Annotated in this window: 20 protein-coding genes; 12 read left to right on the top strand and 8 right to left on the bottom strand. The window is 67.0% G+C overall.

From position 1 onward, the window contains the following. Positions 1–12 precede the first annotated feature (12 nt). The 4 genes from ABIA73_RS06130 to ABIA73_RS06115 are packed head-to-tail and all read right to left on the bottom strand — an operon-like array spanning position 13 to position 5,369. Positions 13–720, bottom strand: a complete 708-nt coding sequence (locus ABIA73_RS06130; protein ID WP_025876014.1) for a DUF4159 domain-containing protein — start codon at positions 718–720, stop codon at positions 13–15. Further along, positions 720–2,054 (bottom strand): TldD/PmbA family protein, encoded by a 1,335-nt coding sequence (locus ABIA73_RS06125; RefSeq protein WP_025876012.1) that lies wholly within the window; start codon positions 2,052–2,054, stop codon positions 720–722. The genes ABIA73_RS06130 and ABIA73_RS06125 overlap by 1 nt, the downstream gene beginning before the upstream one ends. Positions 2,055–2,075: 21 nt before the next feature. Beyond that, positions 2,076–3,710, bottom strand: coding sequence for a TldD/PmbA family protein (locus ABIA73_RS06120; protein WP_025876010.1), 1,635 nt, complete (start codon positions 3,708–3,710; stop codon positions 2,076–2,078). Positions 3,711–3,737: 27 nt separating this feature from the next. Further along, positions 3,738–5,369, bottom strand: a complete 1,632-nt coding sequence (locus ABIA73_RS06115) for a TldD/PmbA family protein (RefSeq protein WP_025876008.1) — start codon at positions 5,367–5,369, stop codon at positions 3,738–3,740. Positions 5,370–6,074: 705 nt separating this feature from the next. On the opposite strand from ABIA73_RS06115, the gene ABIA73_RS06110 reads away from it, so the two are divergent. Beyond that, positions 6,075–6,689, top strand: coding sequence for a DUF938 domain-containing protein (locus ABIA73_RS06110; protein ID WP_223483157.1), 615 nt, complete (start codon positions 6,075–6,077; stop codon positions 6,687–6,689). On the opposite strand, the gene ABIA73_RS06105 is transcribed toward ABIA73_RS06110, so the two are convergent. The 3 genes from ABIA73_RS06105 to ABIA73_RS06095 form a co-directional block, all read right to left on the bottom strand. Then, complete coding sequence (locus ABIA73_RS06105; RefSeq protein ID WP_025876004.1) at positions 6,690–7,976, bottom strand: type II toxin-antitoxin system HipA family toxin; 1,287 nt, start codon at positions 7,974–7,976, stop codon at positions 6,690–6,692. 33 nt (positions 7,977–8,009) lie between these two features. Next, entirely contained in the window at positions 8,010–8,336 is a 327-nt protein-coding gene (locus tag ABIA73_RS06100) for a helix-turn-helix domain-containing protein (RefSeq protein ID WP_229655653.1), read from the bottom strand. A 198-nt stretch (positions 8,337–8,534) separates the two neighbouring features. Next, complete coding sequence (locus tag ABIA73_RS06095; protein ID WP_025876000.1) at positions 8,535–12,221, bottom strand: indolepyruvate ferredoxin oxidoreductase family protein; 3,687 nt, start codon at positions 12,219–12,221, stop codon at positions 8,535–8,537. Between the two features lie 171 nt (positions 12,222–12,392). On the opposite strand from ABIA73_RS06095, the gene ABIA73_RS06090 reads away from it, so the two are divergent. Then, positions 12,393–13,028, top strand: a complete 636-nt coding sequence (locus tag ABIA73_RS06090) for a tetratricopeptide repeat protein (protein WP_025875998.1) — start codon at positions 12,393–12,395, stop codon at positions 13,026–13,028. A 69-nt stretch (positions 13,029–13,097) separates the two neighbouring features. Then, positions 13,098–14,084 (top strand): hypothetical protein, encoded by a 987-nt coding sequence (locus ABIA73_RS06085; RefSeq protein WP_354275543.1) that lies wholly within the window; start codon positions 13,098–13,100, stop codon positions 14,082–14,084. A gap of 49 nt (positions 14,085–14,133) precedes the next feature. On the opposite strand, the gene ABIA73_RS06080 is transcribed toward ABIA73_RS06085, so the two are convergent. Further along, positions 14,134–15,618, bottom strand: a complete 1,485-nt coding sequence (locus ABIA73_RS06080) for an AAA family ATPase (RefSeq protein WP_025875996.1) — start codon at positions 15,616–15,618, stop codon at positions 14,134–14,136. A gap of 123 nt (positions 15,619–15,741) precedes the next feature. Between ABIA73_RS06080 and ABIA73_RS06075 the strand changes: the two genes are divergently transcribed. The 9 genes from ABIA73_RS06075 to ABIA73_RS06035 all read left to right on the top strand — a co-directional run bounded on the left by ABIA73_RS06075 (position 15,742) and on the right by ABIA73_RS06035 (position 24,716). Beyond that, the gene (locus ABIA73_RS06075) at positions 15,742–16,371 is read left to right on the top strand and encodes a ParA family protein (protein ID WP_025875994.1); all 630 of its coding nucleotides are present in this window, start codon (positions 15,742–15,744) and stop codon (positions 16,369–16,371) included. A 37-nt stretch (positions 16,372–16,408) separates the two neighbouring features. Then, the gene (locus tag ABIA73_RS06070) at positions 16,409–16,885 is read left to right on the top strand and encodes a SixA phosphatase family protein (protein WP_032977995.1); all 477 of its coding nucleotides are present in this window, start codon (positions 16,409–16,411) and stop codon (positions 16,883–16,885) included. Between the two features lie 4 nt (positions 16,886–16,889). Continuing rightward, a complete protein-coding gene (locus ABIA73_RS06065; protein WP_025875990.1) occupies positions 16,890–17,507 on the top strand; it encodes a YceI family protein in 618 nt (205 codons plus the stop codon). Beyond that, positions 17,504–19,561 carry a phospholipase D family protein gene (locus ABIA73_RS06060; protein ID WP_025875988.1) on the top strand — a complete coding sequence of 686 codons (2,058 nt, stop codon included), beginning with the start codon at positions 17,504–17,506 and terminating at the stop codon, positions 19,559–19,561. Before ABIA73_RS06065 ends, ABIA73_RS06060 begins: the two co-directional genes overlap by 4 nt. Before the next feature lie 10 nt (positions 19,562–19,571). After that, positions 19,572–20,006 carry a hotdog fold thioesterase gene (locus ABIA73_RS06055; RefSeq protein WP_025875986.1) on the top strand — a complete coding sequence of 145 codons (435 nt, stop codon included), beginning with the start codon at positions 19,572–19,574 and terminating at the stop codon, positions 20,004–20,006. Between the two features lie 119 nt (positions 20,007–20,125). Continuing rightward, positions 20,126–20,917: a lysophospholipid acyltransferase family protein gene (locus ABIA73_RS06050; protein ID WP_025875984.1), complete on the top strand. Its 792-nt coding sequence runs from the start codon at positions 20,126–20,128 to the stop codon at positions 20,915–20,917. A 7-nt stretch (positions 20,918–20,924) separates the two neighbouring features. Next, positions 20,925–21,959 (top strand): YheT family hydrolase, encoded by a 1,035-nt coding sequence (locus tag ABIA73_RS06045; protein ID WP_025875982.1) that lies wholly within the window; start codon positions 20,925–20,927, stop codon positions 21,957–21,959. Positions 21,960–22,015: 56 nt separating this feature from the next. Then, positions 22,016–24,094 (top strand): tetratricopeptide repeat protein, encoded by a 2,079-nt coding sequence (locus ABIA73_RS06040; protein ID WP_134831807.1) that lies wholly within the window; start codon positions 22,016–22,018, stop codon positions 24,092–24,094. A 10-nt stretch (positions 24,095–24,104) separates the two neighbouring features. Further along, positions 24,105–24,716 carry a YbhB/YbcL family Raf kinase inhibitor-like protein gene (locus ABIA73_RS06035; RefSeq protein ID WP_354275542.1) on the top strand — a complete coding sequence of 204 codons (612 nt, stop codon included), beginning with the start codon at positions 24,105–24,107 and terminating at the stop codon, positions 24,714–24,716. Positions 24,717–24,734 lie beyond the last annotated feature (18 nt).

Below are 24,734 nucleotides of genomic sequence, written 5' to 3'. Positions count from 1 at the left end.
GGCGTGGTCCGTTCAATTGTTCAATGCGTACATCACGATGTTGACGCCGAAGCGGGTGTTGTCTTCGGCCAGGAAACGCTTGTTGCGCCAGTCGTAGTCCCACTCGCAGCCGTAATCCTTGTTGCTGTAGAGCAGACCCAGCCGGCCATCGACCTCGATGCCTTTCAGGTAGTCGTGCACCAGGTCATCGCCCCAGCCGTTGAGCTCGAAGCTGGTCGCAGGCGGGCCGTCGGGGAAGCGGAAGAAGCTGCGGTACAGCGCGTGGCTGTTGGGCAGTTTCTGCAGCGCCTTCGGCCCGAACAGCCGGCCCATCTGCGCTTCGAACGAGGTGGCGAACAGGCCGTCGATATCGTGGTTGCAGTCGTCGACGAAGACGAAGCCACCATTGCGCACGTAGCGCACGAAGTTCTGCCGTTCGGCGGCGTTGAACTCGACCAGGGTGTGCCCGGCCAGGTAGCAGAACGGCGCTTCCAGCATGCGCGGGTCGGCCAACGCCACCACGCGTTCCTGCGGGTCCACCCGCAGGGAGGTGTAGTCGATCAGCGAGGTGATCAGGTTGGACGGCATGCGCGCGTCCACGTCCCAGTCGCCGGAGTCGTACTGCAGGCGGGTGAACCAGAAGTCGTAGCGCGAACTGCGCGGGCCTGCCTGCGCCCATGCCGGCAGCGCCGCCGCCGAAGCGGCAGCGGCCAACCAGCGCAGGCAGGCCCGCCGATCCATCAGACCGCGTCGGACAACGAGGTAAAGGTGAAATCGCGCAGCTTCATCGGCGGAATCATCATCACGAAGTTGGACTCGTCACCGGCCACGCGCACCGGCTTGCCCAGCTCTTCGATGTTGTTGAGCATGATCACCGGCGATTCGTTGAAGCGGAAGTTCTTCACCGGATGCTTGATCTGCCCGTTCTCGATGTAGAAGGTGCCATCGCGGGTCAGGCCGGTCAGCAGCACGGTCTGCGGATCGACCATGCGGATGTACCAGGTACGGGTGACCAGGATGCCCTTCTGGGTGCCGCGCACCAGTTCGGCGGTGCTCTTCTCGCCACCGCTCATCAGCAGGTTGCCGGGCGTGGCCTTGGCGGTCTTGCCTTGCTTCTGTGCCCAGAAGCGCGAGTAGTCGAGGTTGGCGACCTTGCCGTTCTCGATGATGGCGATGCGCTCACGCGGCATGCCCTCGTTGTCCCACGGCAGCACCGGCGCGTCCGGGTGCCACGGGTCGGCATGCATGTTCACGCGCGGATCGTAGACCTGCTCGCCCAGCTTGTTGCCACCGCCCTTCTTCGACAGGAAGCTGCGCCCTTCATCGGCCGAGCGTGCGCTGAAGAAGTTCATCATGAAGCTGATCAGGCCGGCGGCTGCTGCTGGCTCCAGGATCACCGTGTACTTGCCGGGTTCCAGTGCCTTGGCTTCCTGCGACTCGGTCGCCTTGCGCATGGCGATGCGGATGTCCTGGTCGGCCTTGAAGTCGGCAGCGTCCTTCAGGTTGCGACCCACCCAGCCCGAACCACGGCCGTCTTCGGTGCGCACGGTGCAGGTGTAGTCGAAGTTGGTGGTGCGCTGGTAGCCGAAGTTGCCATTGCTGTTGGCCGTGGCGTAGAAACCCTGGCCGTCTTCGAGGAAGCCGGCAGCGATCAGCCCGTTGCCACGGCACGGCGCGATCGAATCGGCGGCGACCTTGGCGCGGAAGGCCGGATCGATGGCGGCGGTGGATTCGCTGAAGGTCGGGCTGGGGCGGTAGGTCTGCTTGCCGATGGCCGGCATGAACTCCGGGTTTTCCGGGGCCAGGCGGGCCAGGTCTTCGGCGCGACGCACCACGCGCTGCAGCGCCGCGTCGTCGAACTCGTTGATCGAGGCGGTACCCACGCGCTTGCCGAAGGCCACGGTGACGGCCAGTTCGGTGTTGTCGACGATGCCGCTGGTGGACACGTTGTTCAGGGCGAAACGGATGTTGCCGTTGATGGAACCGGCCAGTACGGCCGTGCACTCATCGGCCTTGGACAGGGCGATGACCTTGTCGAGGATGGCCTTGGCCTGGGCTTCGGTGAAGATACTCATGGTGTAAGGGCTCCTGACCGGTCAGCCGAGGCTGCGTGCGGTGTTGATGACGTTGATGCCGTTGAAGCGCGCGGTGGACGAACCGTGCGAGACCGCCGAGACCTGGCCGGGCTGGCCCTTGCCATCGAAGAACGAACCGCCCAGGCGGTAGTCGCGTTCATCGGCCACGGCGCTGCAGGCATTCCAGAATTCCGGCGTGCGGATCTGGTAGGCCACGTCTTCGAGCATGCGGGTGATCTTTCCGTTCTTGATCTCGTAGAACAGCTGGCCGCCGAACTGCGCGTTGTAGCGCTGCTGGTCGATCGAGAACGAACCATCCCCGATGATGTAGATGCCGTTCTCCACGTCCTTGATCATGTCCGACACGCTCAGCGGCGACTTGCCCGGCGCCATGGACACGTTGGCCATGCGCTGGAACTGCACGCTGGACCACGAGTCGGCATAGCAGCAGCCATCGGATTCGGTCTTGCCGAGGATGTGGGCCTGGTCGCGGATGGTCTGGTAGTCGACCAGCTTGCCGTTGCTGATCAGGTCCCAGCGCTTGCACTTCACGCCTTCATCGTCGTACGCCACGGCGCCGAGGCTGCCCGGCTGGGTCTTGTCGGCAAAGATGTTCACGTGCTCGCTGCCGTACTGGAAATGCTGCTCGCGCTTGTCCAGGGTGGCGAAGCTGGTGCCGGCGTAGTTGGCTTCGTAGCCGAGCACGCGGTCCAGTTCCAGCGGGTGGCCGATCGACTCGTGGATGGTCAGCCAGGTGTGCGACGGATCCAGGATCAGGTCGTACTTGCCGGGCTTCACCGACGGCGCCTTCAGCTTCTCCTGCGCCTGCTTGGCCGCCGCGATGGCATCTTCCTTCATGTCGTAGGACGAGCCGTAGTTGACCACGCCATTGGGCGTGAGCACCTTGCCGGCAGCCGCGCCATCGAGGTACTCGTAGCCCAGGCCCATCGGTGCGGACAGGCCTTCGCGGGTGCGGAACTTGCCGCTGGCCTTGTCGATGGCGGTGATCGTCATCGGTGCCCAGATGCGGTGCACGTCCTGGTCGATGTAGGAACCGTCGGTGGAGGCGAAGTACTTCTGCTCGTTCACCAGGAACAGCATCGAGTTGACGAAGCTGGCACCGGCGCCCATCGCCGCAGCGTTGACGTCCAGCAGCAGGTCGACCTTCTCCTTGATCGGCACCTCCATCGCGTTCTTGCGGATCGGCGTCTTCCAGCTGACCTCGCCCACGCCCGGCGCCTTGGCCAGCTGCACCGGCGCGGTCTGCACGCCTGCGTTGGCCTTGGCGATCGCCGCGGCCTGCTGCGCGGCACGGGCCACGTCGGCGGTGCTGAGCGCATTGGTGGCGGCAAAGCCCCAGGCGCCGTTGACGATCACGCGGATGCCCACACCGGTGGACTCGGTGTTGACCACGTTCTGCACCTTGTCCTCGCGGGTGATCACGAACTGCCGCAGGTAGCGGCCGATGCGCACGTCGCAGTAGGTGGCGCCGGCGCTGCGCGCGGCCTGCAGGGCGGCGTCGGCCAAGCGCTTCTTCAGCGCAGGGTCGAGGCTGGACTGCAGTTGCTCGGCGGCGATCGCCTTGCCGAAGAACGACGGCACGATCAGGCCGCCAGCGGTAAGCCCGGTCAGGGCCAGGAAGTCACGTCTGTGCAAGGCTGCTCTCCATGAAGGACGGGTGGCTCAAGCGCCGAGACTGCGCGCGGTGTTGATGATGTTGATGCCGTTGAAACGGGTGGTGGACGAACCGTGCGAGACCGCCGACACCTGGCCGGGCTGGCCCTTGCCGTCGAAGAACGAACCGCCAAGGCGGAAGTCGCGTTCATCGCAGATGGCGGTGCAGGCGTTCCAGAACTCCGGCGTGCGGATCTGGTAGGCCGCATCCTCGACCATGCCGGTGATCTTTCCGTTCCTGATCTGGTAGTACAGCTGGCCGCCAAACTGCGCGTTGTAGCGCTGCTGGTCGATGGAGTACGAGCCGCGGCCATGGATGTAGATGCCGTTCTCCACGTCCTTGATCATGTCCTCCACGCTGAGCGGCGTCCTGCCCGGCGCCAGCGAGACATTGGCCATGCGCTGGAACTGCACGCTGGACCACGAGTCGGCATAGCTGCAGCCATGCGAGGCGTCGCGGCCGAGGATGTGCGCCTCATCGCGCGTCGCCTGGTAGTCGACCAGGATGCCGTCGCGCACCAGGTCCCAGCGCTGGGTCTTCACCCCTTCGTCGTCGTAGCCGACCGCGCCGAGGCTGCCCGGCTGGGTCTTGTCGGCGAAGAAGGTGACGATGTCGCTGCCCCAGCGGAAACCAGCATCGCGCTTGTCCAGCGTGGCGAAGCTGGTGCCGGCGTAGTTGGCCTCGTAGCCGAGCACGCGGTCCAGTTCCAGCGGGTGGCCGACGTTCTCGTGGATGGTGAGGAACAGGTTGGACGGATCCAGCACCAGGTCGTACTTGCCGGGCTTCACCGAGGGCGCCTTCAGCTTCTCGCGCGCCTGGCGGGCGGCGGCGATGGCGTCCTCGACCGGGTCATAGGAATCACGGTACGCAGTGATGCCACCGGGCAGCTGCACCTTGCCGCGTGCATCGCCATCAAGGAACTCGTAGCCCATGCCCATCGGCGAGGACAGGCCCGCGCGGGTGCGGAACTTGCCGCTGGCCTTGTCGATGGCAGTGGCGGTGAAGGGCAGCCAGATGCGATGGATGTCCTGGTCGATGAAAGAACCGTCGCTGGAGGCGAAGTACTTCTGTTCGTTGACCAGGAACAGGGTGGAATTGATGTAGTCGGCGCCCGCATTCAGCGCGGCGGCGTTGAGCGCCAGCAGCAGCTCGACCTTGTCCTGGATCGGCACTTCCATCGCATTGCGGCGGATGGGTGTCTGCCAACGCACCTCGCCGACCGCCGGGGTGGGCGCCAGCTGCACCGGGCGGGACTGGATGCTGGCATTGGCGCGGGCGATGGCGGTGGCCTGTTCGACGGCGGTGCGCACCGCCGCTTCGGTCTGCTGGTGGGTGGCGGCGAAACCCCACGCACCGTTGACGATCACCCGCACGCCCACACCGGACGATTCGCGGTTGGTCACGTTGCCGACCTGGTGCTCGCGGGTGATCACCGACTGGTTGAGGTAGCGCCCGATGCGCACGTCGCAGTAGCTGGCCTTGGCCGAACGCGCGGCAGCGAGGGCGACCTCGGCCAGGCGCCGGCGCTTGGCCGGGTCGACCGGGGCCAGCAACTGCTCGGCGGCGATCAGCCGCGAATGCGGCAGGGCCAGGCCCGCCAGGCCCAGAGCGGAAAATGCCAGGAACTCACGTCGTTGCACAGCGTCTCTCTCTCACTTCCGTGCGGCCGGCAAAGGACCGATCCGATCACGTCAACTCCTCGACTTTCGCCAGCGGCGGACATTCGGGCAAGTGACTGCAGTCATGGTCGGGGAGGGTTTCGGCAGGGCTTGCAGCCCTGCACCTGCGGTAGTGCCGGCCGCTGGCCGGCAACCTCAGCAGCAACGTCAACGTCAAAAGCGGGCTCTCCGTGGGATGGTGGGGCGGTGTGGGGTGGCAGGACACGCCGTAAACCCGTCCATGGGGGCTCGATGGCGCCATCCATGGCGCCAACGGTCCTGACACCCCACACCGCCCCACCTCTGACAGATCTCCGCGGCTGTTGGTAGGTGTCGACCTTGGTCGACACATCTGTCAGGTATCGAAATAAATCTGGGGTCAGATCCGTTTTCCGCAGGAAAACGGATCTGACCCCAAGAGCCGTTCCAGCAGATCGCGGAAAACTGTCGAAGGCGGGAGGGGGCCGGTGGCGGGGGTGTCCGCGGCATGGATGCCGCGGCCAAGCCCCCAAGGATGGGTTTACGGCGTCCCCCGCCACCGGACCCAACCCGCCATCCCACAGGAAGCCCGCATTTGCTGTTGCTTCGGCTGTTGCCCCGGCTCCTGCCTCTGCAGGTGCAGGGCGCAGCCCTGCTCACTACCCCCCTCGTGCACAATGAGGCCGACCCCGCCTGGACGCCGTCTCGATGTCGAGCAAGCCGTATTCAGAAGCCTGCGAACGCAACCGCGAACCGATCGCCGCTGCGCTCGACCCGTGGATGGGAGATCGCCACCGGGTGCTGGAGATCGGTAGCGGCACCGGCCAGCATGCTGCTTTCTTCACCGAGCGCTGGCCATGGCTGCGCTGGCAGCCCAGCGACCATCCGGATCATCTGCCGGGCATCGAGGCCTGGCGCGCGGAGGCGGCGCTGCTGAACCTGCTGCCGCCGGTGGCGCTGCAGGTGGAACTGCCGCCAGCGCCCGGCCTGAGCTTGCCGGAAGGCAGCACGTTCGACGCTGCATTCAGTGCCAATACCCTGCACATCATGAGCTGGGAGCACGTGCAGGCGTTGTTTGCCGCACTGCCACCCCTGCTGCGCCACGGCGCGTTGCTGGCGGTGTACGGCCCGTTCAACTACGGCGGTCGCTACACCAGCGACAGCAATGCGCAGTTCGATGCGTGGCTGAAGGCGCGTGATCCGCGCAGCGGCATCCGCGATAGCGAAGCGGTGCAGGCACTGGCCGCCGACAACGGCTTTACCCGCCTGGGGGATGTGGCGATGCCGTCCAACAACCGTCTGCTGCTGTGGCGGTTGGGGTGATCAGGCGTCGGGTTGTTCAAACTGCCGCAGGCAGCGCTGACAGCTCATATCGATGGCATCGAGCAAGCGGTTCAGTACCGGGTGACAAATCCCCTCCGCGTGGAGTTCCGCATGTAACTGTCGCGCGAGCGTGGGAAGTTGGCTGGCCATGTCGAACAATCCAGACAGTGCCTTGTCTGCATCAAGTCTCATTGCCTCAGCGGTAGACCGCCAATCCATCAAGCGGACGTCCCACCAGCGGTAGTGGCTGCCAATCTTCATCGCCATCTTGATCTTGCGGTGCTCAAGTTCGGTGTAGGGCAGGGCACTGGAGATATCGTACAGAGGGGCAAGGCGGGCCCTTCCCTGGGCGCCTATCAGCAGCGAATAATTCTTCGCGTGCGCATCCGTGCCGCCGATGAGGTAGTTGAATTGCAGTGCCTGCAGCAGTGCCTCGACATCCGAGCGCGGTTGACTGGAGTGATCCCATAGCGCTCGTGCAAGATCGGCAGGACCGGGTCCACCCTGATTCTGATACTTGATTTGGGGCATCACGCCCAGAGCCTGGCAGAAGTCTTCCTGGTGTACACGCTGCCATCCAGCCGCCGTACGTATGCGGTCGTATCGCCTTACGGAGATTGCCTGTGCGTCTTCCACGCAGATCATTTCAGCAAACGCGGCGGACATGCCAACGTGTCTGGCCAGACGTAGGCAGAACACCTCATTCTCGATGAATCCGTCGTAGTCGCCGCTGGGTGGCTTGAGGATATGGGTCGTTGGAATACGACCGGCGGGAATCTCCCAGCCCCCGTCGTCGCGCTGTAACAGGGCGATCTTGGCTTGCGCCCCGGCCAGGCTGAACTGTCCGACATCATCGAGTCGGCGTGCTGCGGCTTGGTCCACACGTACACGCTGCAGGCGTTGGGCGATTTCATGCGTGGACAGTGGCTCCTGCCTGTCGCTCTCGCCCGAAAGGACGGCCGCGAGCCGTTCACTTCTCACAAACTGGACGGCTCCCGCGCAGTCCTCACCCACGTGGGAGAGCAATGCGACCGGATTGCGGGCTGATACATGGAATCGCGAGGCCCATCGTTGCAGCAGTACCTCGTTGTCCGGAAGCAGTCCCCACAGCACCGCCGATAGCGTTGCGCTGGGCGCACTGTCCTGCGCCAACGGAAGTGCGAGAGACAAGGGATAGGCCCCCGGCGTCTGGCGCCAACTGTCCGCGTAACGGAACGTTGGATGCCCATGTGCATCCTGCCCAAGGTATCCAGCCACTCTGTTGGAAAGGAGTACGTTGAGGTCCATGCCGGAAGCGCGGTTTCCAGGGAGAAGAGGTTCTCAGAGATCCTTGCTGCGGTTACGACCATCGATCGGCACAACTGCCTTGCGACGTTCATCCGGGTACAGCCGGTTGCCATCCACGATAGTGTCGATATCGGGCAGCACTAGAGGCATTTCCGACGAATCAGCAACGGATGACTCGCCCTCGACGTTACCGACGGTCAGTACCAGGCCGAGTACATTCAGTGTCCGCAGTACAAGTTGCAGTTCGGCCCGGGGTTTGCCCTTCTCCATTTCGATGACCCACTGCCGGCTCACTCCCACGCGTTCGGCCAACTGCGCCTGATCCCAGCGGAGTGTCTTGCGACGTTGGCGGATGACCACGCCCAGGTCTCGGGAAGTTCGGAGGACGTCCATTCCGCGAATGTATGCGCTCGACGACATCCAGGCAATAGTCGCCGTTCGATGACATTTCGTCGAATGTAATCGAACGGCGACTATTTACAAAATGTCAGCGTTCGTTGTCATGAAGCGACGGTATGCGTGGGGCAGGCAGAGGCCGGCCAGCGGCCGGCACTCCCTTCAAGCCACCTGCACGATATGCAGCGCCTTCGGGTTGCGCCACTGCGCCAGCAGCACTGCTTCGCGGGCCTTGGCCTTCTCGAAGTGCGCTTCCTTGACGTGGCCGAAGCCGCGGATGTGCTCGGGCACGCTGGCAATCTCCACCGCCAGTGCCAGGCGGTCGTCATCCAGTCCGTCGATCAGCTGCTGCACAGTCGCCTCGTAATCGGTGATCAGCTGGCGCTCCATGCGACGCTCTTCGGTGCGGCCGAACACATCCAGGCGACCACCGCGCAGGAACTTCAGCTTCGCCAGCAGGCCGAACGCCTTGAACATCCACGGGCCGTATTCCTTCTTCTGCAGCCGGCCCTGTTCGTCCTTCCTGGCGAACAGCGGCGGTGCCAGATGGAAACGCAGCTGGTAATCGCCTTCGAACTGCTGCTGCAGGCGCCGCTGGAAATCGCCGCTGGTGTACAGACGCGCCACTTCGTACTCGTCCTTGTACGCCATCAGCTTGAACAGGTAGCGGGCCACGGTTTCGGTCAACGCGGTGGAGCCGCCGATGCGCTCGGCTTCGGCCGCGCGTACGCGCTCGACCAGGCTGCGGTAGCGGTTGGCGTAGGCGGCATCCTGGTAGTCGGTCAGGAAGGCCGAGCGGCGCTCGATCATCTCGTCCAGCGAGCGCGACAGGCGCGCGTCGTCCAGCGGCAGGAAGGCGACATCACCACCGTGCGTCGGCAGCCCGCGCAGCTCGCGCTCGTCACCGGTGTTGCGCGGTGCGGCGGTAGCGCCCCACTCGTTGCCTTCCCATTCGCCCGGCGGCAGCGCATGCAGCGGGCCCGGCGTGTTCTCGGTGTCGGTGTGGCGGTTACGCACCAGGCCGGCGGCCTGCTGCACGGCCTGCGGATCGACCGCGGCCAGGCGGCCCCAGGCGAAGGCCTGCTGGTTCATCGCCACGGCCGCGCCGTTGAGTTCGATGGCGCGCATCAGCGACTCGAACGACAGCGGCACCAGGCCCTGCTGCCAGGCGTAGCCGAGGATGAACAGGTTGGCGGCGATCGCATCGCCGAGCAGCGCGGTGGCCAGCTGGGTTGCGTCCAGCAGCAGCGGCTCCTCGCCACCCAGGGCCACGCGCACGCCGGCGATGATGTCGGCGGCGGGGAACTGCATGTCCGGGCGGGTGGTGAAGGTGCCCGGCATCGCTTCGTAGGTATTGAGCACCACCTGCGAACGGCCAGCGCGTACCTTCGACAGCGCCCAGTAGTCGTTGACCACCACCATGTCGCAGCCCAGCACCAGATCGGCTTCACCAGCGGCGATGCGCACCGCATGGATGTCGTCCGGGCGGCGGGCGATGCGGATGTGCGTGGTCACCGCGCCACCCTTCTGCGCCAGGCCGGTCTGGTCGAGCACCGAGGCGCCCTTGCCTTCAAGGTGACCGGCCATGCCCAGCAGGGCGCCGATGGTTACCACGCCGGTACCGCCAACGCCGGTGATCAGGATGTTCCAGGGTTGCTCCAGGGTGCCGCGCACCACCGGTGCCGGCAGGTTGTCCAGCAGCGTGGAGGCATCGCGCTTGCTGCCCTTGCGCGGTTGCCCACCGTGCACGGTGACGAAGCTCGGGCAGAAGCCGTTGACGCAGGAATAGTCCTTGTTGCAGTTGGACTGGTCGATGTCGCGCTTGCGACCGAACTCGGTCTCCTTCGGCAGCACCGACACGCAGAAACTCTTCTTGCCGCAGTCGCCGCAGCCTTCGCAGACCAGCGAATTGATCATCACCCGCTTGGCCGGGTCTTCCAGCTTGCCGCGCTTGCGGCGGCGGCGCTTCTCGGTGGCGCAGGTCTGTTCGTAGATCAGGATCGAAACACCCTTCACTTCGCGCAGGCGCTTCTGCACCGCATCCAGCTCGCTGCGGTCGTGGAATTCCACGTCGCTGGGGAAATGCTCGCGCTGGCGCGTCCACTTGGCGATGTTGTCCGACAACACCATGATGGTGTGGATGCCCTCGGCCCGCATCTGCTTTGCGATGTCCGGCACGCTCAACGGGCCGTCCACCGGCTGCCCGCCGGTCATCGCCACCGCGTCGTTGTAGAGGATCTTGTAGGTGATGTTGACGCCGGCGGCGATCGCCTGGCGGATGGCCAGCGAACCGCTATGGAAATAGGTGCCGTCGCCCAGATTCTGGAACACGTGCTGGGTATCGGTGAACGCGGCCTGCCCGGCCCACGTCACGCCTTCGCCACCCATGTGGGTGAAGGTGTCGGTGCTGCGGTCCATCCAGGTCACCATGTAATGGCAACCGATGCCAGCCAGCGCACGCGAACCGTCCGGCACGGTGGTGGAGGTGTTGTGCGGGCAGCCGGAGCAGTAGTGCGGCACGCGCGGGAAGCTGGCGCGCGGCAACGCAAGCTCGGCTTCCTTCTCCTGCATCCACTGCAGGCGCTGCTCGATGGATTCGTTGTTGAAGAACTTCTGGATGCGGCGACCGATCACGCCGGCGATGGTGGCCGGGGTCAGTTCGCCGGTGGACGGCAGGATCCACTCGCCGGCCTCGTCGTACTTGCCGACGATGGACGGGCGCTGGCCCCAGCTGGCCGGCCAGTTGAAGAACTGCTCCTTCATCTGGCGCTCGATGAAGGCACGCTTCTCCTCCACCACGATGATGTCTTCCAGGCCCTGCGCAAAGCGCGCGATGCCTTCCGGTTCCAGCGGCCAGGTCATGCCGACCTTGTACACGCGGATGCCGATGTCGGCGCAGGCCTGCTCGTCCAGGCCCAGGTATTCCAGTGCCTGCAGCACGTCCAGGTAGCTCTTGCCGGTGGTGACGATGCCCAGCCGCGCACGCGGCGCGTCCATCACCACCTTGTCGATGCCGTTGGCACGCGCGAAGGCCTGCGCGGCTTTCACCGCATAGCGGTGCAGGCGCATCTCCTGGTCCAGCGGCGGATCGGGCCAGCGGATGTTGAGGCCGCCGGCGGGCATGTCGAAGTCCTCCGGCAGCACGATGCGCCGGGCCAGCGGATCAACCTCGACCGAGGCCGACGATTCCACAGTCTCGGCGATCGTCTTGAAGCCTACCCAACGCCCGGTGTAACGGCTCATCGCCCAGCCGAGCAGGCCCATGTCGAGGATGTCCTGCACGCCGGCCGGGTTCAGCACCGGCATCATCGCGCTGACGAATTCGTCCTCGCTGCCATGCGGCAGCGTCGAGCTGCGGCAGGCATGGTCATCGGCGGCCAGTGCCAGCACACCACCATGGCGCGACGTGCCGGCGGCATTGGCGTGCTTGAACACGTCGCCGCAGCGGTCCACGCCCGGGCCCTTGCCGTACCACATGCCGAACACGCCCTGCACGTTGGCACCGGGGAACAGGTTGGTCTGCTGGGTACCCCACACCATGGTGGCGCCCAGGTCCTCGTTGAGGCCCGGGGTGAACTTCACCTTGGCCGTTTCCAGGTGCTTGCGCGCGCGCCACAGTTCCAGGTCGAAGCCGCCCAGCGGGCTGCCGCGATAGCCACTGATGAAACCGGCGCTGTCGATGCCCGCAGCTTCGTCGCGCAGGCGCTGCATCAGCGGCAGCCGCACCAGCGCCTGCACGCCACTCAGGTAGATCCGCCCTTCGTTGCGGGTGTACTTGTGGTCGAGCGTGTAATCACGGTCGAGCAGGTCGGCGGAAGCGGGCGAGGTGAGTTGCGCGGTACTGGTCATGGCTGGCCTGTCAGGATCGGCTGGCACCGGCCGCGCAGGTGCACGCGGCGGGAAAGGCGCGAATTGTAACAGTGGGGGGCCAGGGCCCCCGGCACTCGCGCCGGGGCCGTGCTGGGGTTAGGATCGGGGAGAGAGAGGGAGGGTTGGTGTTTCAACCTTGGGGGAATTGGGATGTCAGTTGCAGGACAGTTCCTGGCCGGCGTGTTGCTGGTTTCGGGAGCGGCCACTGTGTGGGCCGCGCCGGCATTGCCGGCACCGCAGGAGTTCTATTTCGACAGCGACGCCGCTGCCGCGCCGATCACGGTGGTGCAGGGTGAAGGCGAAGACCTGGTGGCACAGCTGCTGAAGCATCGCGAGCGTGGCCGCAAGGGGCTGGAAGCCACGGCGCAGCTGGCGTCGGTGGCCATCGCGCAGGGGCGCGCGGAACTGGGCGACAAGCTCTATCGCGAGGCACTGGCCGAGGCGCCGGTGCAGAGCGCGCTGGGCCGCAGCGTACGCTGGAACTATGGCTGGGACCTGTTGCGGCAGGGCCAGGCGCTGGCCGCGCTGGAACAGTGGCAGGCCGCTGCCAGCACCCTGCGCAGCAATCCGGGCTGGGTACCGCCGAGCTATGCGTTGGCGCTGTGGCGGGCCGGCCAGCAGCAGGAGGCGGTGAAGTGGTATGCCGCCGCCGTACGGACCGAGCCGGGGCAATGGCGCGACAGCAGTCATTACGCGCAGCTGTTGCCGCAATGGCGCGACGACGAGCGTGCCACGCTGGGTGAAGTACAGCAGGCCTGGGCGGCCGCACCTCCAGCCTGGCCCTGACAGCGGCCGGCCGCTGGCGGCGTGCAAGGGGGCCTACAATGGTTGGCCCTTCGCTGCCATGAGCTCCGGATGCGCCAACGCGCTACCTTGCTGTTGTTCCTGTCGCTGCTGCTGCCAGGGGGACTGAATGCTCAGGACCGGTCCGTGCCGGACTGGCTGCAGCCGGTCGTCACCCGCATCGCCGCCCTGCAGGCCAGCGATGTCCCGGCCGAGCGCTGGCAGGGGGCCGAGTTGTCGCTGGCATTGGGCGTACAGGCCGGCGGCCAGCGCCTGACCGATGCCGATGCACTCACGCCGGTTTTCCTGGACGCCTGGCAGGCCGCGCCAGCGCACCGCTTCCACCGCCACCGCCTGTTGCGGCTGTGCCAGGGCACGCTCACCTGCGGTGACCCCGTCGGTCGCAATCTTGGCTTGCCCACGGCTGCGCCCACAGGTGCCGGGCTGTTGCCGTCACTGCTGGAGGCGCAGCGTGCGGATGATCAGGACAACGGCGAGGGCGCGTGGCAGGCGGTGCAGGTGGCCTGGCGGTTGGAAGAAGTCGGCATGGCGACACAGCAGCTGCGCGCCGCCGCGGAACGGCAACCGTTCGGTGATGGGACGCGGCGGCTGCTGGCGATGCAGCTGCAGGCGCTGGCAGGGGTGTCGTTGTCCGACACGCCGCTGGAGGAGGCGGGCCGCAGCCCGCGGCAGATCGTCGAAGACGCCCTGCTGGGGTCGCTGGAGGAACGCACCTTGTGGGACTTCGCCGGCATTGCGCTGTGCGGGCAGGCACAGCACAGCGCAACGTGCAGGAGGCTGGCCACGCAGATGACAGCCAGTGGCGATCTGGGTCTGCAGGAACTGGCGCTGCGGCTGGTGCCCGCCGATCCTGATGCCCAGCGCGCACTTTACTGGCTGCAGTGGCAACAGCTGAGTGCGCGGCGGCGGGGGCTGCCCGCCGGCTACCTGCAGCGCGCCGCGCGCGAAGGCACGACGGCAGCCATCAGCCGCCTGTTGCAGGAAAACGGTCTGCCGCTGACCCCGCCCGCTGGCTGGAGCCCAGACACCGCACCCTGACCGACAGGGAATCCACGCCCTGCGTGGATGGACGCGGTGGCGGCGACCCTCAGTCGTCCGCGGACACCGTGCGCCCCGACGCCCACTCCCGCAATGCCGCCACCTGCTCGGCCATCAGCACCGACAACGGCCGTGTCGTGCGGATCTCGCCCATCAGCAGCTCGGTATCCAGTGGCCGGCCTTCGGCATGCGCCGAATACAGCCCGGCCACGATCGCCTGCTCGATTTCCGCACCGGAAAACCCGTTGGCCGCTGCGGCCAGTGCCGGCAGCGCGAAGTCGTCGGCATTGAGCTGGCGCCGTCCCAGGTGCAGCCGCAGCAGTTCCACGCGCACATCGGCCGAGGGCAGGTCGACGAAGAAGATCTCGTCGAAGCGGCCCTTGCGCAGCAGCTCGGCCGGCAGCTCGTGCACCTGGTTGGCGGTGGCCACGATGAACACCGGCGCCTTGCGCTCGGCCATCCAGGTCAGCAGGTAGCCGAGCACGCGGCGCGACACGCCGCCATCCTCGGTGCCGGTGGCCAGGCCCTTTTCGATCTCATCCATCCACAGCACGCACGGCGCCAGCTGCTCGGCCGAGGCCAGTGCCTGGCGCAGGTTGGCTTCGGTCTCGCCGTGGTACTTGTTGTACAGCGCGCCCACGTCCAGGCGCAGCAGCGGCACGCCGAAGCCGGCGGCGGTGGCCTTGGCCAGCATCGACTTACCGCAGCCCTGCACGCCCAGCAGCAGCATGCCGCGCGGCGGGTCCAGCCCGGCCGGTGCCGAGCCGGCGATGAAGGCGACGCGACGCTGGTTGATCCAGCGCTTGAGCCGGTTGGCGCCGGCCACATCGCCGAAGCGCGCGCTGTCATGTTCAAAGAACAGGTGGCCGCTGCGGTTGAGCAGCTCGAACTTCAGCCGCGCCAACTGTGGCAGGTCGTCGTCGCGCAGCGCGCCATCGGCATAGATCAGCTGCCGCGCGATGCGCCGCGCATCGACCAGGCTCAGGCCCTGCAGGTTCTTCAGGATCTTCTTGACCGCTTCGCTGTCCACTTCCACCCGGCGCCCTCCGTGTTCGCGTGCATAGGCATCGGCTTCCTCGCGCAGCATCTTCAACAGTGCATTGGCGTCGGGCAGGCGCGGGTTGAAGCGCACTGCCAGCGCTTCCAGTTCGGCCGGCAGTTCCACCTTGGCGCCGATCAGCACCAGCACGTGCGGTTCGCTGTGGCGGCGCTGGATCAGGTCGCGCAGGGCACGCTGGTGGCTGGCGTAGCCCAGGTAGGGGTGGAAATCGAGCAGCAGATACACGCCGCGCTGGTCGGCTTGGCGGATCATCTGCAGTGCGGCGCTGGCATCGGGCGGACCGACCGGCTCGTCCTCGCGCTCCAGGTCGATGCGACGCAGGCCCTCGGTGATCGACCAGCGGTGCAGGGCCCGCCAGACATGCATCAGCGTCTGCCGGAACAGCTCGACGATGCGACCCTCATCCTGGGTCTCGACCACGATCAACGGCGTGTTGGCGCGGATCAGCGCGCTCAGGTCCTGCAGTTCGCTCATGGCGGTTCGATCCTTCGGGGGCGCCACGATAGCAAAGGCCGGGGGCACTGGTTCAGCACGGCTCTACCTTCCGTCACCATCGGCGGTGTACGCTCGGGGCACGTACCCGGAAGCGAGGCTGGCATGAAGACGATCCTGGTGGCCGGTTCCAAGGGCGGGGTGGGCAAGACCACCATCGCCACCCACCTGGCCGCGTACGCGGCATTGCAAGGCAAGGCCACGGTGATCGCCGATGCCGACCCGCAGGGCTCCAGCACCCGCTGGGCACAGCGCCGGGCCGGGCTGGAAAGCGCGGTGCTGCCGATCGACGTGTACCGCAAGAAGCAATGGGCGCAGAAGCTGCCCGACGGTACCGATACCGTGGTGATCGATGCACCGGCCGGCGCGCTGGCCGACGATATCCCGCATTTCCTCGACGCTGCCGATGCCGTGGTGGTGCCGGTGCTGCCCTCGGCACTGGACATCGAAGCCATCGTCGGCTTCCTCAACAGCCTGGCCCAGGTACCGCGCGTGCACAGCCGCAAGCTGCCGGTCGGGCTGGTGCTGAACCGCACCAAGCCCTGGACCCAGACCTCGCAGCAGGCCCTGCAGATGCTGGCTGACTGGCCTTATCCGGTGGTCGCCCAGCTGCGCGACAGCCAGAGCTATGTGGTCATGACCGGCCTGGGCCGCAGTCTTTTCGATTACCGCTCCGCCCAGGTGCGCGAGCACCAGGCCGACTGGGAACCCCTGTTGTCCTGGCTGAAGCTGTAACAGCCGTAGGTCTCCATCCCTTCATTGGAATCCCGCAATGCGCGAACTGATCCTGCTCCGCCACGCCCACGCCGAACCGGCCACCACCGGCCAGGCCGACCTCGACCGGCCGTTGTCGCCGGTGGGGCTCGCTGAAGCCGAAGCCGCCGGCAAGTGGCTGAAGGAGAACAACCTGCTGCCGGACTGCGTGCTGTGTTCACCGTCGCGGCGGACCCGCGAAACCCTGGAAGCGGTGATGGCAGCCATCGGCTATGTCGAAAAGCGCCTGGAAGACCGCATCTACGAGGCCACCCCCGGCACCCTGGCCGCGCTGGTGGACGAGCGCCGTGACCTGGACCGGGTGCTGATCGTCGGCCACAACCCCGGGCTGGAGCAGCTGGTGGCGCTGATGACCGATGGCACCAGCAGTGATTACCGTGGCATGCCGCCGGGCGGCGTGGCCGTGCTCGGGTTCGCCCGCGAGGCGACGATCGAGCCGGGCGTGGCCAGCCTGAACGCCTTCTGGTGGCCGTGAGCCGATGAGGTTGGCGTTGCCGGGCCGCTGTCTGCTGCCAGTCGTTCTGGCGATCGGCCCGGCCTGGGCTGCCGCACCGCCACCGACCGCGCTGCCGGCGGTCGTGGCCGAACCGCCGCGTACGCTGCAGCTGGATGTGGTGCGCTCGCAGATCGGTTTCGAAGTCCGCACCCGCTTCGGCCAGCGCATCGAGGGCGTGTTCCCCCGTTTCGAGGGGCGTATCGAGGTGCTGTCCGATGGCCGCCACCAGGTCCACCTGAAGATGTTCACCCGCACCGTGGAGATTCCCGGCAAGGACCGCTATACCGGCTGGATGCGCGGCCCCGAGTTCTTCGATGCCGGCCGTTACCCGTTCGTGGAGTTCGACTCGCTGCCGTACTGGCCGGAGACGGTTGCCGAGGGCGGCGGTATCGACGGCCGGTTGACCCTGCGCGGGGTCAGCCATCCGGAGACGCTCAAGGTCGAGAAGGCGGAATGTGCCCGACCCGGCTATGATTGCGACGTCGTCAGCCGCGGTACCGTGCAACGAGGTCGGTATGGCATGGACAGCTGGCAGCTTGCCTTGAGTGACCGAGTGACCTTCGTATTGCGTGCGCGCCTCAGCGAGGCGCCGAAACCGTGAATCCTTTGCTGCGTGTATTGGCGCTGGCAACCGTGTTGCTGGGCAGCGGCTGCGCGTCGCTGTCGCATGCCCAGCGTGATCGCGCCGAGGCGATTGCCGTGCAGGCGCGCTCGACCCAGGTCGATTGCCAGCAGGCCGACCGCTGCGCGCTGGATTCGCCCCTGCGGGCACTGGCCGGCCGGGCGTTCAGCGAATCGACCCCGGACCAGCCGCGGCACTACGCCACCCTGCTGGACGAGGGCGAAGGTGCGCTGGTCGCGCGCCTGAACCTGCTGCGCAGCGCCACCCGCAGCATCGACCTGCAGACCTACATCTTCGACAAGGACGACAGCGCCCGCCTGGTCATCGACGAGCTGCTGGCGGCGTCGCGGCGCGGGGTGAAGGTGCGGCTGCTGATCGACCAGCTTTCGGCGATCTCTGACCTGCAGATCCTCGGCGCACTGGCCGGTGCCCACGAGAACTTCCAGCTGCGGGTCTACAACCCGACCTTCGGCAAGGCCCGTCTGAACTACTTCGACTATGCCGGCAGCGTGCTGTGCTGCTTCCGCCGCTTCAACCAGCGCATGCACAACAAGCTGCTGGTGGTTGACGATGCGATCGGCGTGGTCGGTGGGCGCAACTACCAGGATGACTATTACGACTGGGACCGCGAATACAACTTCCGCGACCGTGACGTGCTGATCGCCGGCCCCGAAGCACGCGCGATGGCGGCCAACTTCGATGCCTTCTGGCGCGCGCAGCGCAGCGTGCCGGCCGAGCGCCTGAACGATGTCGGCCGTACCCTGCTCAAGCAGGGCGTGCCGCTGCTGCCGCCGGCACAGTTCCGCAGGCCCGAGCGGGTGGAGCGGGTCAGCGAGGAAGCCAACGACGTCGCCTTCGTCACCCGTTCGTTCGTGGATACCGCCCTGCCGGTTGCCTCGGTGCGCTATGTGGCCGATCTGCCGCGCAAGCACCGGCGTGAGCGCGCCGACGCCCCACTGGCCGGGCAGCATGTCACCGAGCCGCAGCTGGATGCACTGATCTCCAGTGCGCAGCACGAAGTGATCCTGCAGACGCCCTACCTGGTGCTGTCCAAGCCGGCACAGAAACTGTTCCGCGAGCTGCGCAAGCGCCCGCAGCCGCCGCGCGTGGTGGTATCCAGCAACAGCCTGGCCGCCACCGACAACCCGATCGTGTATGCGCTGTCCTACAAGTACAAGCGGCGCAACATGCGCGAGCTGGGCTTCAACATCTTCGAATTCAAGCCGTTCCCGCTGGATGCCCCGGTCGACTACCGCAACCTGCTGCCCGACCCGATCGCAGCGCCGGGCAGCGATACCGGCCGCAATCCGCTGCTCGGTGGCAGCGCGGCGGGCAGCAATGCCGGTGGCGGTAGTGGTGGTGATGCGGTGGCCGCTGCGGATGTGGACGACCGGCCGGCGCGGGTGATCCATCCGCGTACCGGCAGTGCGTATGAGAATGCCCGTGCGCGCCGGCGTGCTGCCGGCAGCGAAGTCGAGACCCGCCTGCTGCGTACCGAAACGCGCCCCTCGTTCCTGGGCAGCAAGGCGGTCAACAAGCCGCTGCCGGTCACCCGCAAGGGCGCGCGCATGGGCTTGCATGCCAAGTCGCTGGTGGTCGACCGCCGCATCGGCGTGGTCGGCACCCACAACTTCGATCCGCGCAGCGAGAACTACAACACCGAAGGCGCGGTGATCATCGACGATCCGGCCTTCGCCGAGCAGCTGGCCCAGAGCATCCTGCGCGATACCCACCCGCAGAACTCCTGGACGGTGGCGCCGCGTGCCAAGCCGCCGGTCCTGTCCGGCCTGAACTACAGCGTCGGCAAGGCCTCCGAGGCGCTGCCGATCCTCGACTTCTGGCCGTGGCGCTACGCCACCGACTACGAATTCAAGCCCGGCCCGGACTGCCCGCAGCCACTGCCGCGGCAGAGCGCCGATTTCCACCGTTGCTATGTCGCGGTGGGCGACTTCCCCGAGGTCAATGTCGGGCCGAAGTGGCTGCTGGTGCGCATGCTGACCGCATTCGGCGCCGGCCTCGTTCCCATCCTCTGAAGGTAGCCGCATGACCCAGGTATTCCGCGAAGCCGTTTCCATCGAGCAGCTCAACGCACTCAGCCGCAATACCGCCATCGATACCCTCGGCATCGTCTTCAGCGCCGCTGGCGAGGACTGGCTGCAGGCGACCATGCCGGTGGATGAGCGCACCCGCCAGCCGTACGGCATCCTGCACGGTGGCGCCTCGGTGGTGCTGGCCGAAACCCTCGGCAGCAGCGCCGGCAACCTCTGCGTGGATACCGCCAAGCAGGTCTGCGTGGGCCTGGAGATCAACGCCAACCACGTACGCGCCGTGCGTTCGGGTACGGTCACCGGCACCGCGCGCGCGGTGCACGTGGGCCGCAGCACCCAGCTGTGGGAAATCCGCATCGAGGACGAGCAGGGCCGGCTGGTCTGCATCTCGCGGCTGACCCTGGCCGTGGTGGCGGCCGGGCACGGTTGAGCCGTCGCGGCATCGGTGACGGCGGCGGAACCCAGCGTTCCCCACCGATGGCCGCCGTCAATGAGACTTATGGCCGAATTCGGCTGGCAGCGATGGCAGCCCTCCGGTATCGTGCGTGGATGACTTCCCCCACTCCGGCCCCCCGCGGCGGCGTGGCGCGTGTGTGCCGTTACCTGTACCGCGTACCGCTGCTGTTGGTCCACATCACCGTGTTCCTGCCGCTGATCCTGATCGGCATGCTTCCGCCATGGGGCGAGCTGCGCGTGGGCGATGCCACCTTCGGCGCCAAGGTAGTGAACTGGTGGCAGGGCGGCCTGATGTGGATCTTCGGCTTCCGCCTGTCGCGCGTCGGCCAGCCGCTGCCGGGCGCAGTGCTGTTCGTCGCCAACCATGTCAGCTGGGTCGATATCTCCATCCTGCACAGCCAGCGCATGATGGGCTTTGTCGCCAAGCGCGAGATCGCCAGCTGGCCGGTGGTCGGTTGGCTTGCCGCGCGCGGCCAGACCATTTTCCACCAGCGTGGCAACACCGAATCGCTCGGTGGGGTGATGCAGGTGATGGCCGACCGCCTGCGCGCCGGCAAGGCGGTAGGCGTGTTCCCGGAAGGGCGTACCCGCGGCGGCCACGACGTTGGCCCGTTCCATGCGCGCATCTTCCAGGCCGCCGTCGAAACCAGCGTGCCGGTGCAGCCGGTGGCGCTGATCTACGGCGTGCGCGGGGATGCACAGACCATCGTGGCCTTCGGCCCGGGCGAGAGTTTCTTCGCCAATTTCCTGCGCCTGCTCGGTGAGCCGGCGCGGCATACCGAAGTGCATTTCCTGGAGCCGATCGGCACCCAGGACCTGGAAGGCCGTCGGCGCATCGCGGAAACCTCGCGCGCGCGCATCGTGGCGGCCATGAGCGGGGATTGAGGCGAGGGTGGCCGTGTCTCCGCCACCGACCCTCGACGCTGATGCGCCGATGCTCACCGCGTCCGACTATCAGCCGCCGCGCTGGCTGCGCAATCCGCACCTGCAGTCGATGCTCAGCTCCAGCCGCATGCGCCTGCAGCGCGGCCTGCTGCTGCTGGCCGCCACCGGCGCGGTCAGCGAGGAGCTGATCCTCGATGGTGGCGAAGGTGTGCGCCTGCAGGGCTGGCACAGCCATGTCGAAGGGCGCGAACCGCGCGGCATCGCATTGCTGCTGCATGGCTGGGAGGGCAGCGCCGAATCCAGCTACATGCGCATGGCCGCTGCCCGCATGCTGGAGCAGGGGTTCGACGTGGTGCGGCTGAATTTCCGCGACCACGGCAACACCCATCATCTCAATCCCGGCATCTTCCACTCCAACCTCATCGACGAAGTGGTGCATGCCGCAGGCGATGTCGCCCAGCGCTGGCCCGATCTGCCGCTGGTTGCAGCCGGCTATTCACTGGGCGGCAACTTCGTGCTGCGGCTGGCCCTGCGCGCGCCGGCCGCCGGTGTACCGCTGCAGCACGTGGCCGCGGTCTGCCCGGTGCTCGACCCCGGGCTGACCATGGAGAACATCGAGAACGGCCCGGCGATGTACGACTGGTACTTCCGCCGCAAGTGGGCCGGCTCGCTGCGGCGCAAGCGCGATCTGTTCCCCGAACTGAGCGACTGCGACGACCGTGTGCTGAACATGGACATCCGTTCGCTGACCGCCTGGCTGGTCGAGCGGCACACCACGTTCGGTTCGTTGCAGGCCTATTTCGATGGCTACTCCATCGCCGGCGACCGCCTGTCCACGCTGCAGGTACCTGCTGACATCCTGATGGCGCAGGACGATCCGGTGATCCCCTACGCGACCTTCCGCGATTGGCAGCTGCCGCAGCAGGCGCGGCTGGAAACCGCCTGCTGGGGCGGCCACTGTGGCTTCCTGGAAAACTGGCGCGGCGATGGGTTCTCCGAGCGCTGGGTCGCACAGCGCCTGCGGCGGGTCCTGCCGGGCTGAACCGGCACCGGCGCGCGGCCCGCTACAATGCCGGTTTGACCTTGAACCGGACGGCCATGCAAGACCAGATCCTCCAAGCGTTGCGCCAGAACGATGCCGGCCAGGCCGTGCAGCTGGCCCAGGCGTGGACCCGTGACGAACCCGGCAAGGCCGAGGCCCACCGCTGGCTGGCGCTTGCGCTGCAGCAGCAGGGCCAGGCCGAGGCCGCGATGGAGGCGTTGCAGCAGGCGCTGCAGCTGGCCCCCGATGATGCGCAGCTGCACCTGCAGCACGCCGGCCTGCTGCTGGCACTGCGCCAATTCGACGGGGCCGATGAAGCCCTGCTGCGCACCACCGGGCTGGACCCCAACGCCTTCCCGGCCTACCTGATGCAGGCGCACCTGGCGGTGGGCCGCAACGATTTCGACGAGGCCCAGCGGCTGTCGACCCTGGCCTCGCGGCTGGAGCCGGATCATCCGGAACTGCTGACCATCGATGGCATGGTCGCGCTGCGCCGCGGCGACGCCGACCGTGCGCTGGCCCTGCTGTCGGCGGCCAGCCAGGCGCTGCCGGACGATACCCGCGTGCTGTACGCACTGGGCTTTGCCTACCTGGGCAAGGATATGCTGGCGTTTGCCGAGCAGGCGTTCCGTCGCGTGCTGGCGTTGAACCCGAAGATGTCCTCGCTGCACGGCATGGTGGTGCAGCTGGCCTTGCGCCAGGGCAACGTGGAGGCCGCCGCCGAGGCAATGCAGCAGGCGCTGCAGGAGCCGGAGCTGGACGTGCCGCCGATGCGCCGCCTGGCCGGCGAACTGGCACTGCGCAGTGGCCAGCCGCTGCAGGCGCTGGAGCACCTGCTGCCGCTGCTGGAATCGCTGCAGGGTGATCGCCAGGTGCTGCAGCTGCTGCTGATGTCCTGGCAGCGCCTGGGCCGCGAAGATGAAGCCCGCACACGCCTGGATGACGCTCTGGAAAGCAATGACCAGCTGCATGACCTGTGGCTGGCACGACTGGCCGTGGAAGACGTCGGCAGTGCCGGCGCCGTAGCCGTCGTGGAGCGCTGGATGGCAGCGATGCCCGGCCACCTGCCGGCGCTGGAAGCGCGCATGCGCCTGCATGACATGGCCGGCGAGCATGAGCAGGGCGAAGCCATCGCCGAGCGCATCACCACCCTGGAACCGGGCCGCGTCAGCGGTGAAAGCCGTCGCGTCGAGGGGCTGCTGCAGCGTGACCCGGCCGCCGCCGTGGAGCGCGTGCAGGCCCTGATCGCACAGGCACCGGAGGGACACCGCGCTGATCTGCGGACCTGGCTGGGCGAGATCCATGATCGCGCCGGGCAGCCGGAAGAAGCGCTGCGTACGTGGATGGCGCTGCAGACCGACCAGGCTTCGCAGCGGCTGCCGTTGCCGCCGCAGGCCAAGGCACCGCCGAGCTGGCCGGAGATGGCCAGCATCGACGAAGCGACGCGCGACAGCGGCTCGGCGCCGATCTTCCTGTGGGGCGCCCCGGGTTCGGGCGTGGAGCGGGTGGCAACCGGCCTGGCCGCTGCCAGCCCGGTGCTGCGCAGTGATCGTTACACCGCCACGCCACCTGACGATGCCTTCCAGAACTACAACACGCTGCAGGACCTGGCGTCGGGCGTGCTGAGCCCGGAACGCCTGGTCGAGCGTTGGCGCGAGCACCTGCCCGCCCGCGGCCTGGAAAGTGACACCGTGATCGACTGGCTGCTGTGGTGGGACAACGCGCTGTTGTGGGCATTGCGCCCGCAGCTGCCGCAGGGTCGCCTGCTGCTGGTGCTGCGCGACCCGCGCGACATGCTGCTGGACTGGATCGCCTATGGTGCCGCCGCTCCGCTGGCGATGACCTCGATGGCCGAAGCCAGCCAGTGGCTGGTGCGTTCGCTGACCCAGATCGCCGCGCTGCACGAGGAAGACCTGTATCCGCACGTGCTGCTGCGCATCGACGACATCGGCAACGATGCGCATGCGATGGCCGACCTGCTGGGCCGCGTGTTCGGGCGTCCGATGCCGCCGGCTGCACAGCTGGGTGCACCGCGCCTGCCTGCCGGCCACTGGCGCAGGTATCGCGACGTGATGGGCGCCGCGTTCGCCCAGCTCACCCCGGTCGCGGTGCGCTTGGGTTACCCGGAAGAGTGAGGAGCATCTGATGCAACTGAGCAGTCACAGCCTGGTCAACGGTGCGCCGATCGACCGTGAGTTCGCCGCCGGCGATGCCGCCGGCTTCGCCCCCGACCGCAACCCGCACCTGGCCTGGAGCGGCGTGCCCGATGGCACCCGCTCGTTCCTGCTGGTGTGCGTGGACCCGGACGTGCCAACGGTACCGGAGACGGTCGGCCGCGATGACATGAGCGTGCCGCGCGATCAGCCGCGCTGCGATTTCGTGCACTGGGTGATGGCCGACATTCCGGCCTCGGTGCAGGAGATCGCCGCTGGCAGCTGCAGCGATGGTTTCGTGGTGAAGGGCAAGACCGCGCCGGCCGGCCCGGCCGGCAGCCGCCAGGGCCTGAATGATTTCACCGGCTGGTTCGCCGGCAATCCGGACATGGCCGGTGATTACCTCGGCTACGACGGCCCGTACCCGCCGTTCAACGACGAGCGCGTGCACCGCTACTTCTTCCGCGTGTTTGCGCTGGATGTGGCCACGCTGTCGTTGCCGGAACGCTTCACCGCCGCCGATGCGTACCGTGCAATGCACGGCAACGTACTGGCCGAAGCGGCGCTGCACGGCACCTATACGTTGAACCCGGCGTTGGCCTGATAACAGCCTTCGGGTAGT

Source organism: Stenotrophomonas sp. 2694 (genome assembly GCF_040548715.1).
Classification (GTDB): domain Bacteria; phylum Pseudomonadota; class Gammaproteobacteria; order Xanthomonadales; family Xanthomonadaceae; genus Stenotrophomonas; species Stenotrophomonas indicatrix.
Note: the sequence above shows the minus strand (reverse complement) of the source record. Positions and strands in the feature narration are given on the sequence as shown.

Bases quoted from the DNA above. Each gene is read 5' to 3' on its own strand.
- ABIA73_RS06125 (WP_025876012.1), bottom strand. From the start codon at position 2,054: ATGAGTATCTTCACCGAAGCCCAGGCCAAGGCCATCCTCGACAAGGTC.
- ABIA73_RS06095 (WP_025876000.1), bottom strand. From the start codon at position 12,221: ATGACCAGTACCGCGCAACTCACCTCGCCCGCTTCCGCCGACCTGCTC.
- ABIA73_RS06075 (WP_025875994.1), top strand. From the start codon at position 15,742: ATGAAGACGATCCTGGTGGCCGGTTCCAAGGGCGGGGTGGGCAAGACC.
- ABIA73_RS06105 (WP_025876004.1), bottom strand. From the start codon at position 7,976: ATGGACCTCAACGTACTCCTTTCCAACAGAGTGGCTGGATACCTTGGG.
- ABIA73_RS06130 (WP_025876014.1), bottom strand. From the start codon at position 720: ATGGATCGGCGGGCCTGCCTGCGCTGGTTGGCCGCTGCCGCTTCGGCG.
- ABIA73_RS06050 (WP_025875984.1), top strand. From the start codon at position 20,126: ATGACTTCCCCCACTCCGGCCCCCCGCGGCGGCGTGGCGCGTGTGTGC.
- ABIA73_RS06070 (WP_032977995.1), top strand. From the start codon at position 16,409: ATGCGCGAACTGATCCTGCTCCGCCACGCCCACGCCGAACCGGCCACC.
- ABIA73_RS06040 (WP_134831807.1), top strand. From the start codon at position 22,016: ATGCAAGACCAGATCCTCCAAGCGTTGCGCCAGAACGATGCCGGCCAG.
- ABIA73_RS06035 (WP_354275542.1), top strand. From the start codon at position 24,105: ATGCAACTGAGCAGTCACAGCCTGGTCAACGGTGCGCCGATCGACCGT.
- ABIA73_RS06055 (WP_025875986.1), top strand. From the start codon at position 19,572: ATGACCCAGGTATTCCGCGAAGCCGTTTCCATCGAGCAGCTCAACGCA.
- ABIA73_RS06110 (WP_223483157.1), top strand. From the start codon at position 6,075: ATGTCGAGCAAGCCGTATTCAGAAGCCTGCGAACGCAACCGCGAACCG.
- ABIA73_RS06085 (WP_354275543.1), top strand. From the start codon at position 13,098: ATGCGCCAACGCGCTACCTTGCTGTTGTTCCTGTCGCTGCTGCTGCCA.
- ABIA73_RS06080 (WP_025875996.1), bottom strand. From the start codon at position 15,618: ATGAGCGAACTGCAGGACCTGAGCGCGCTGATCCGCGCCAACACGCCG.
- ABIA73_RS06065 (WP_025875990.1), top strand. From the start codon at position 16,890: ATGAGGTTGGCGTTGCCGGGCCGCTGTCTGCTGCCAGTCGTTCTGGCG.
- ABIA73_RS06090 (WP_025875998.1), top strand. From the start codon at position 12,393: ATGTCAGTTGCAGGACAGTTCCTGGCCGGCGTGTTGCTGGTTTCGGGA.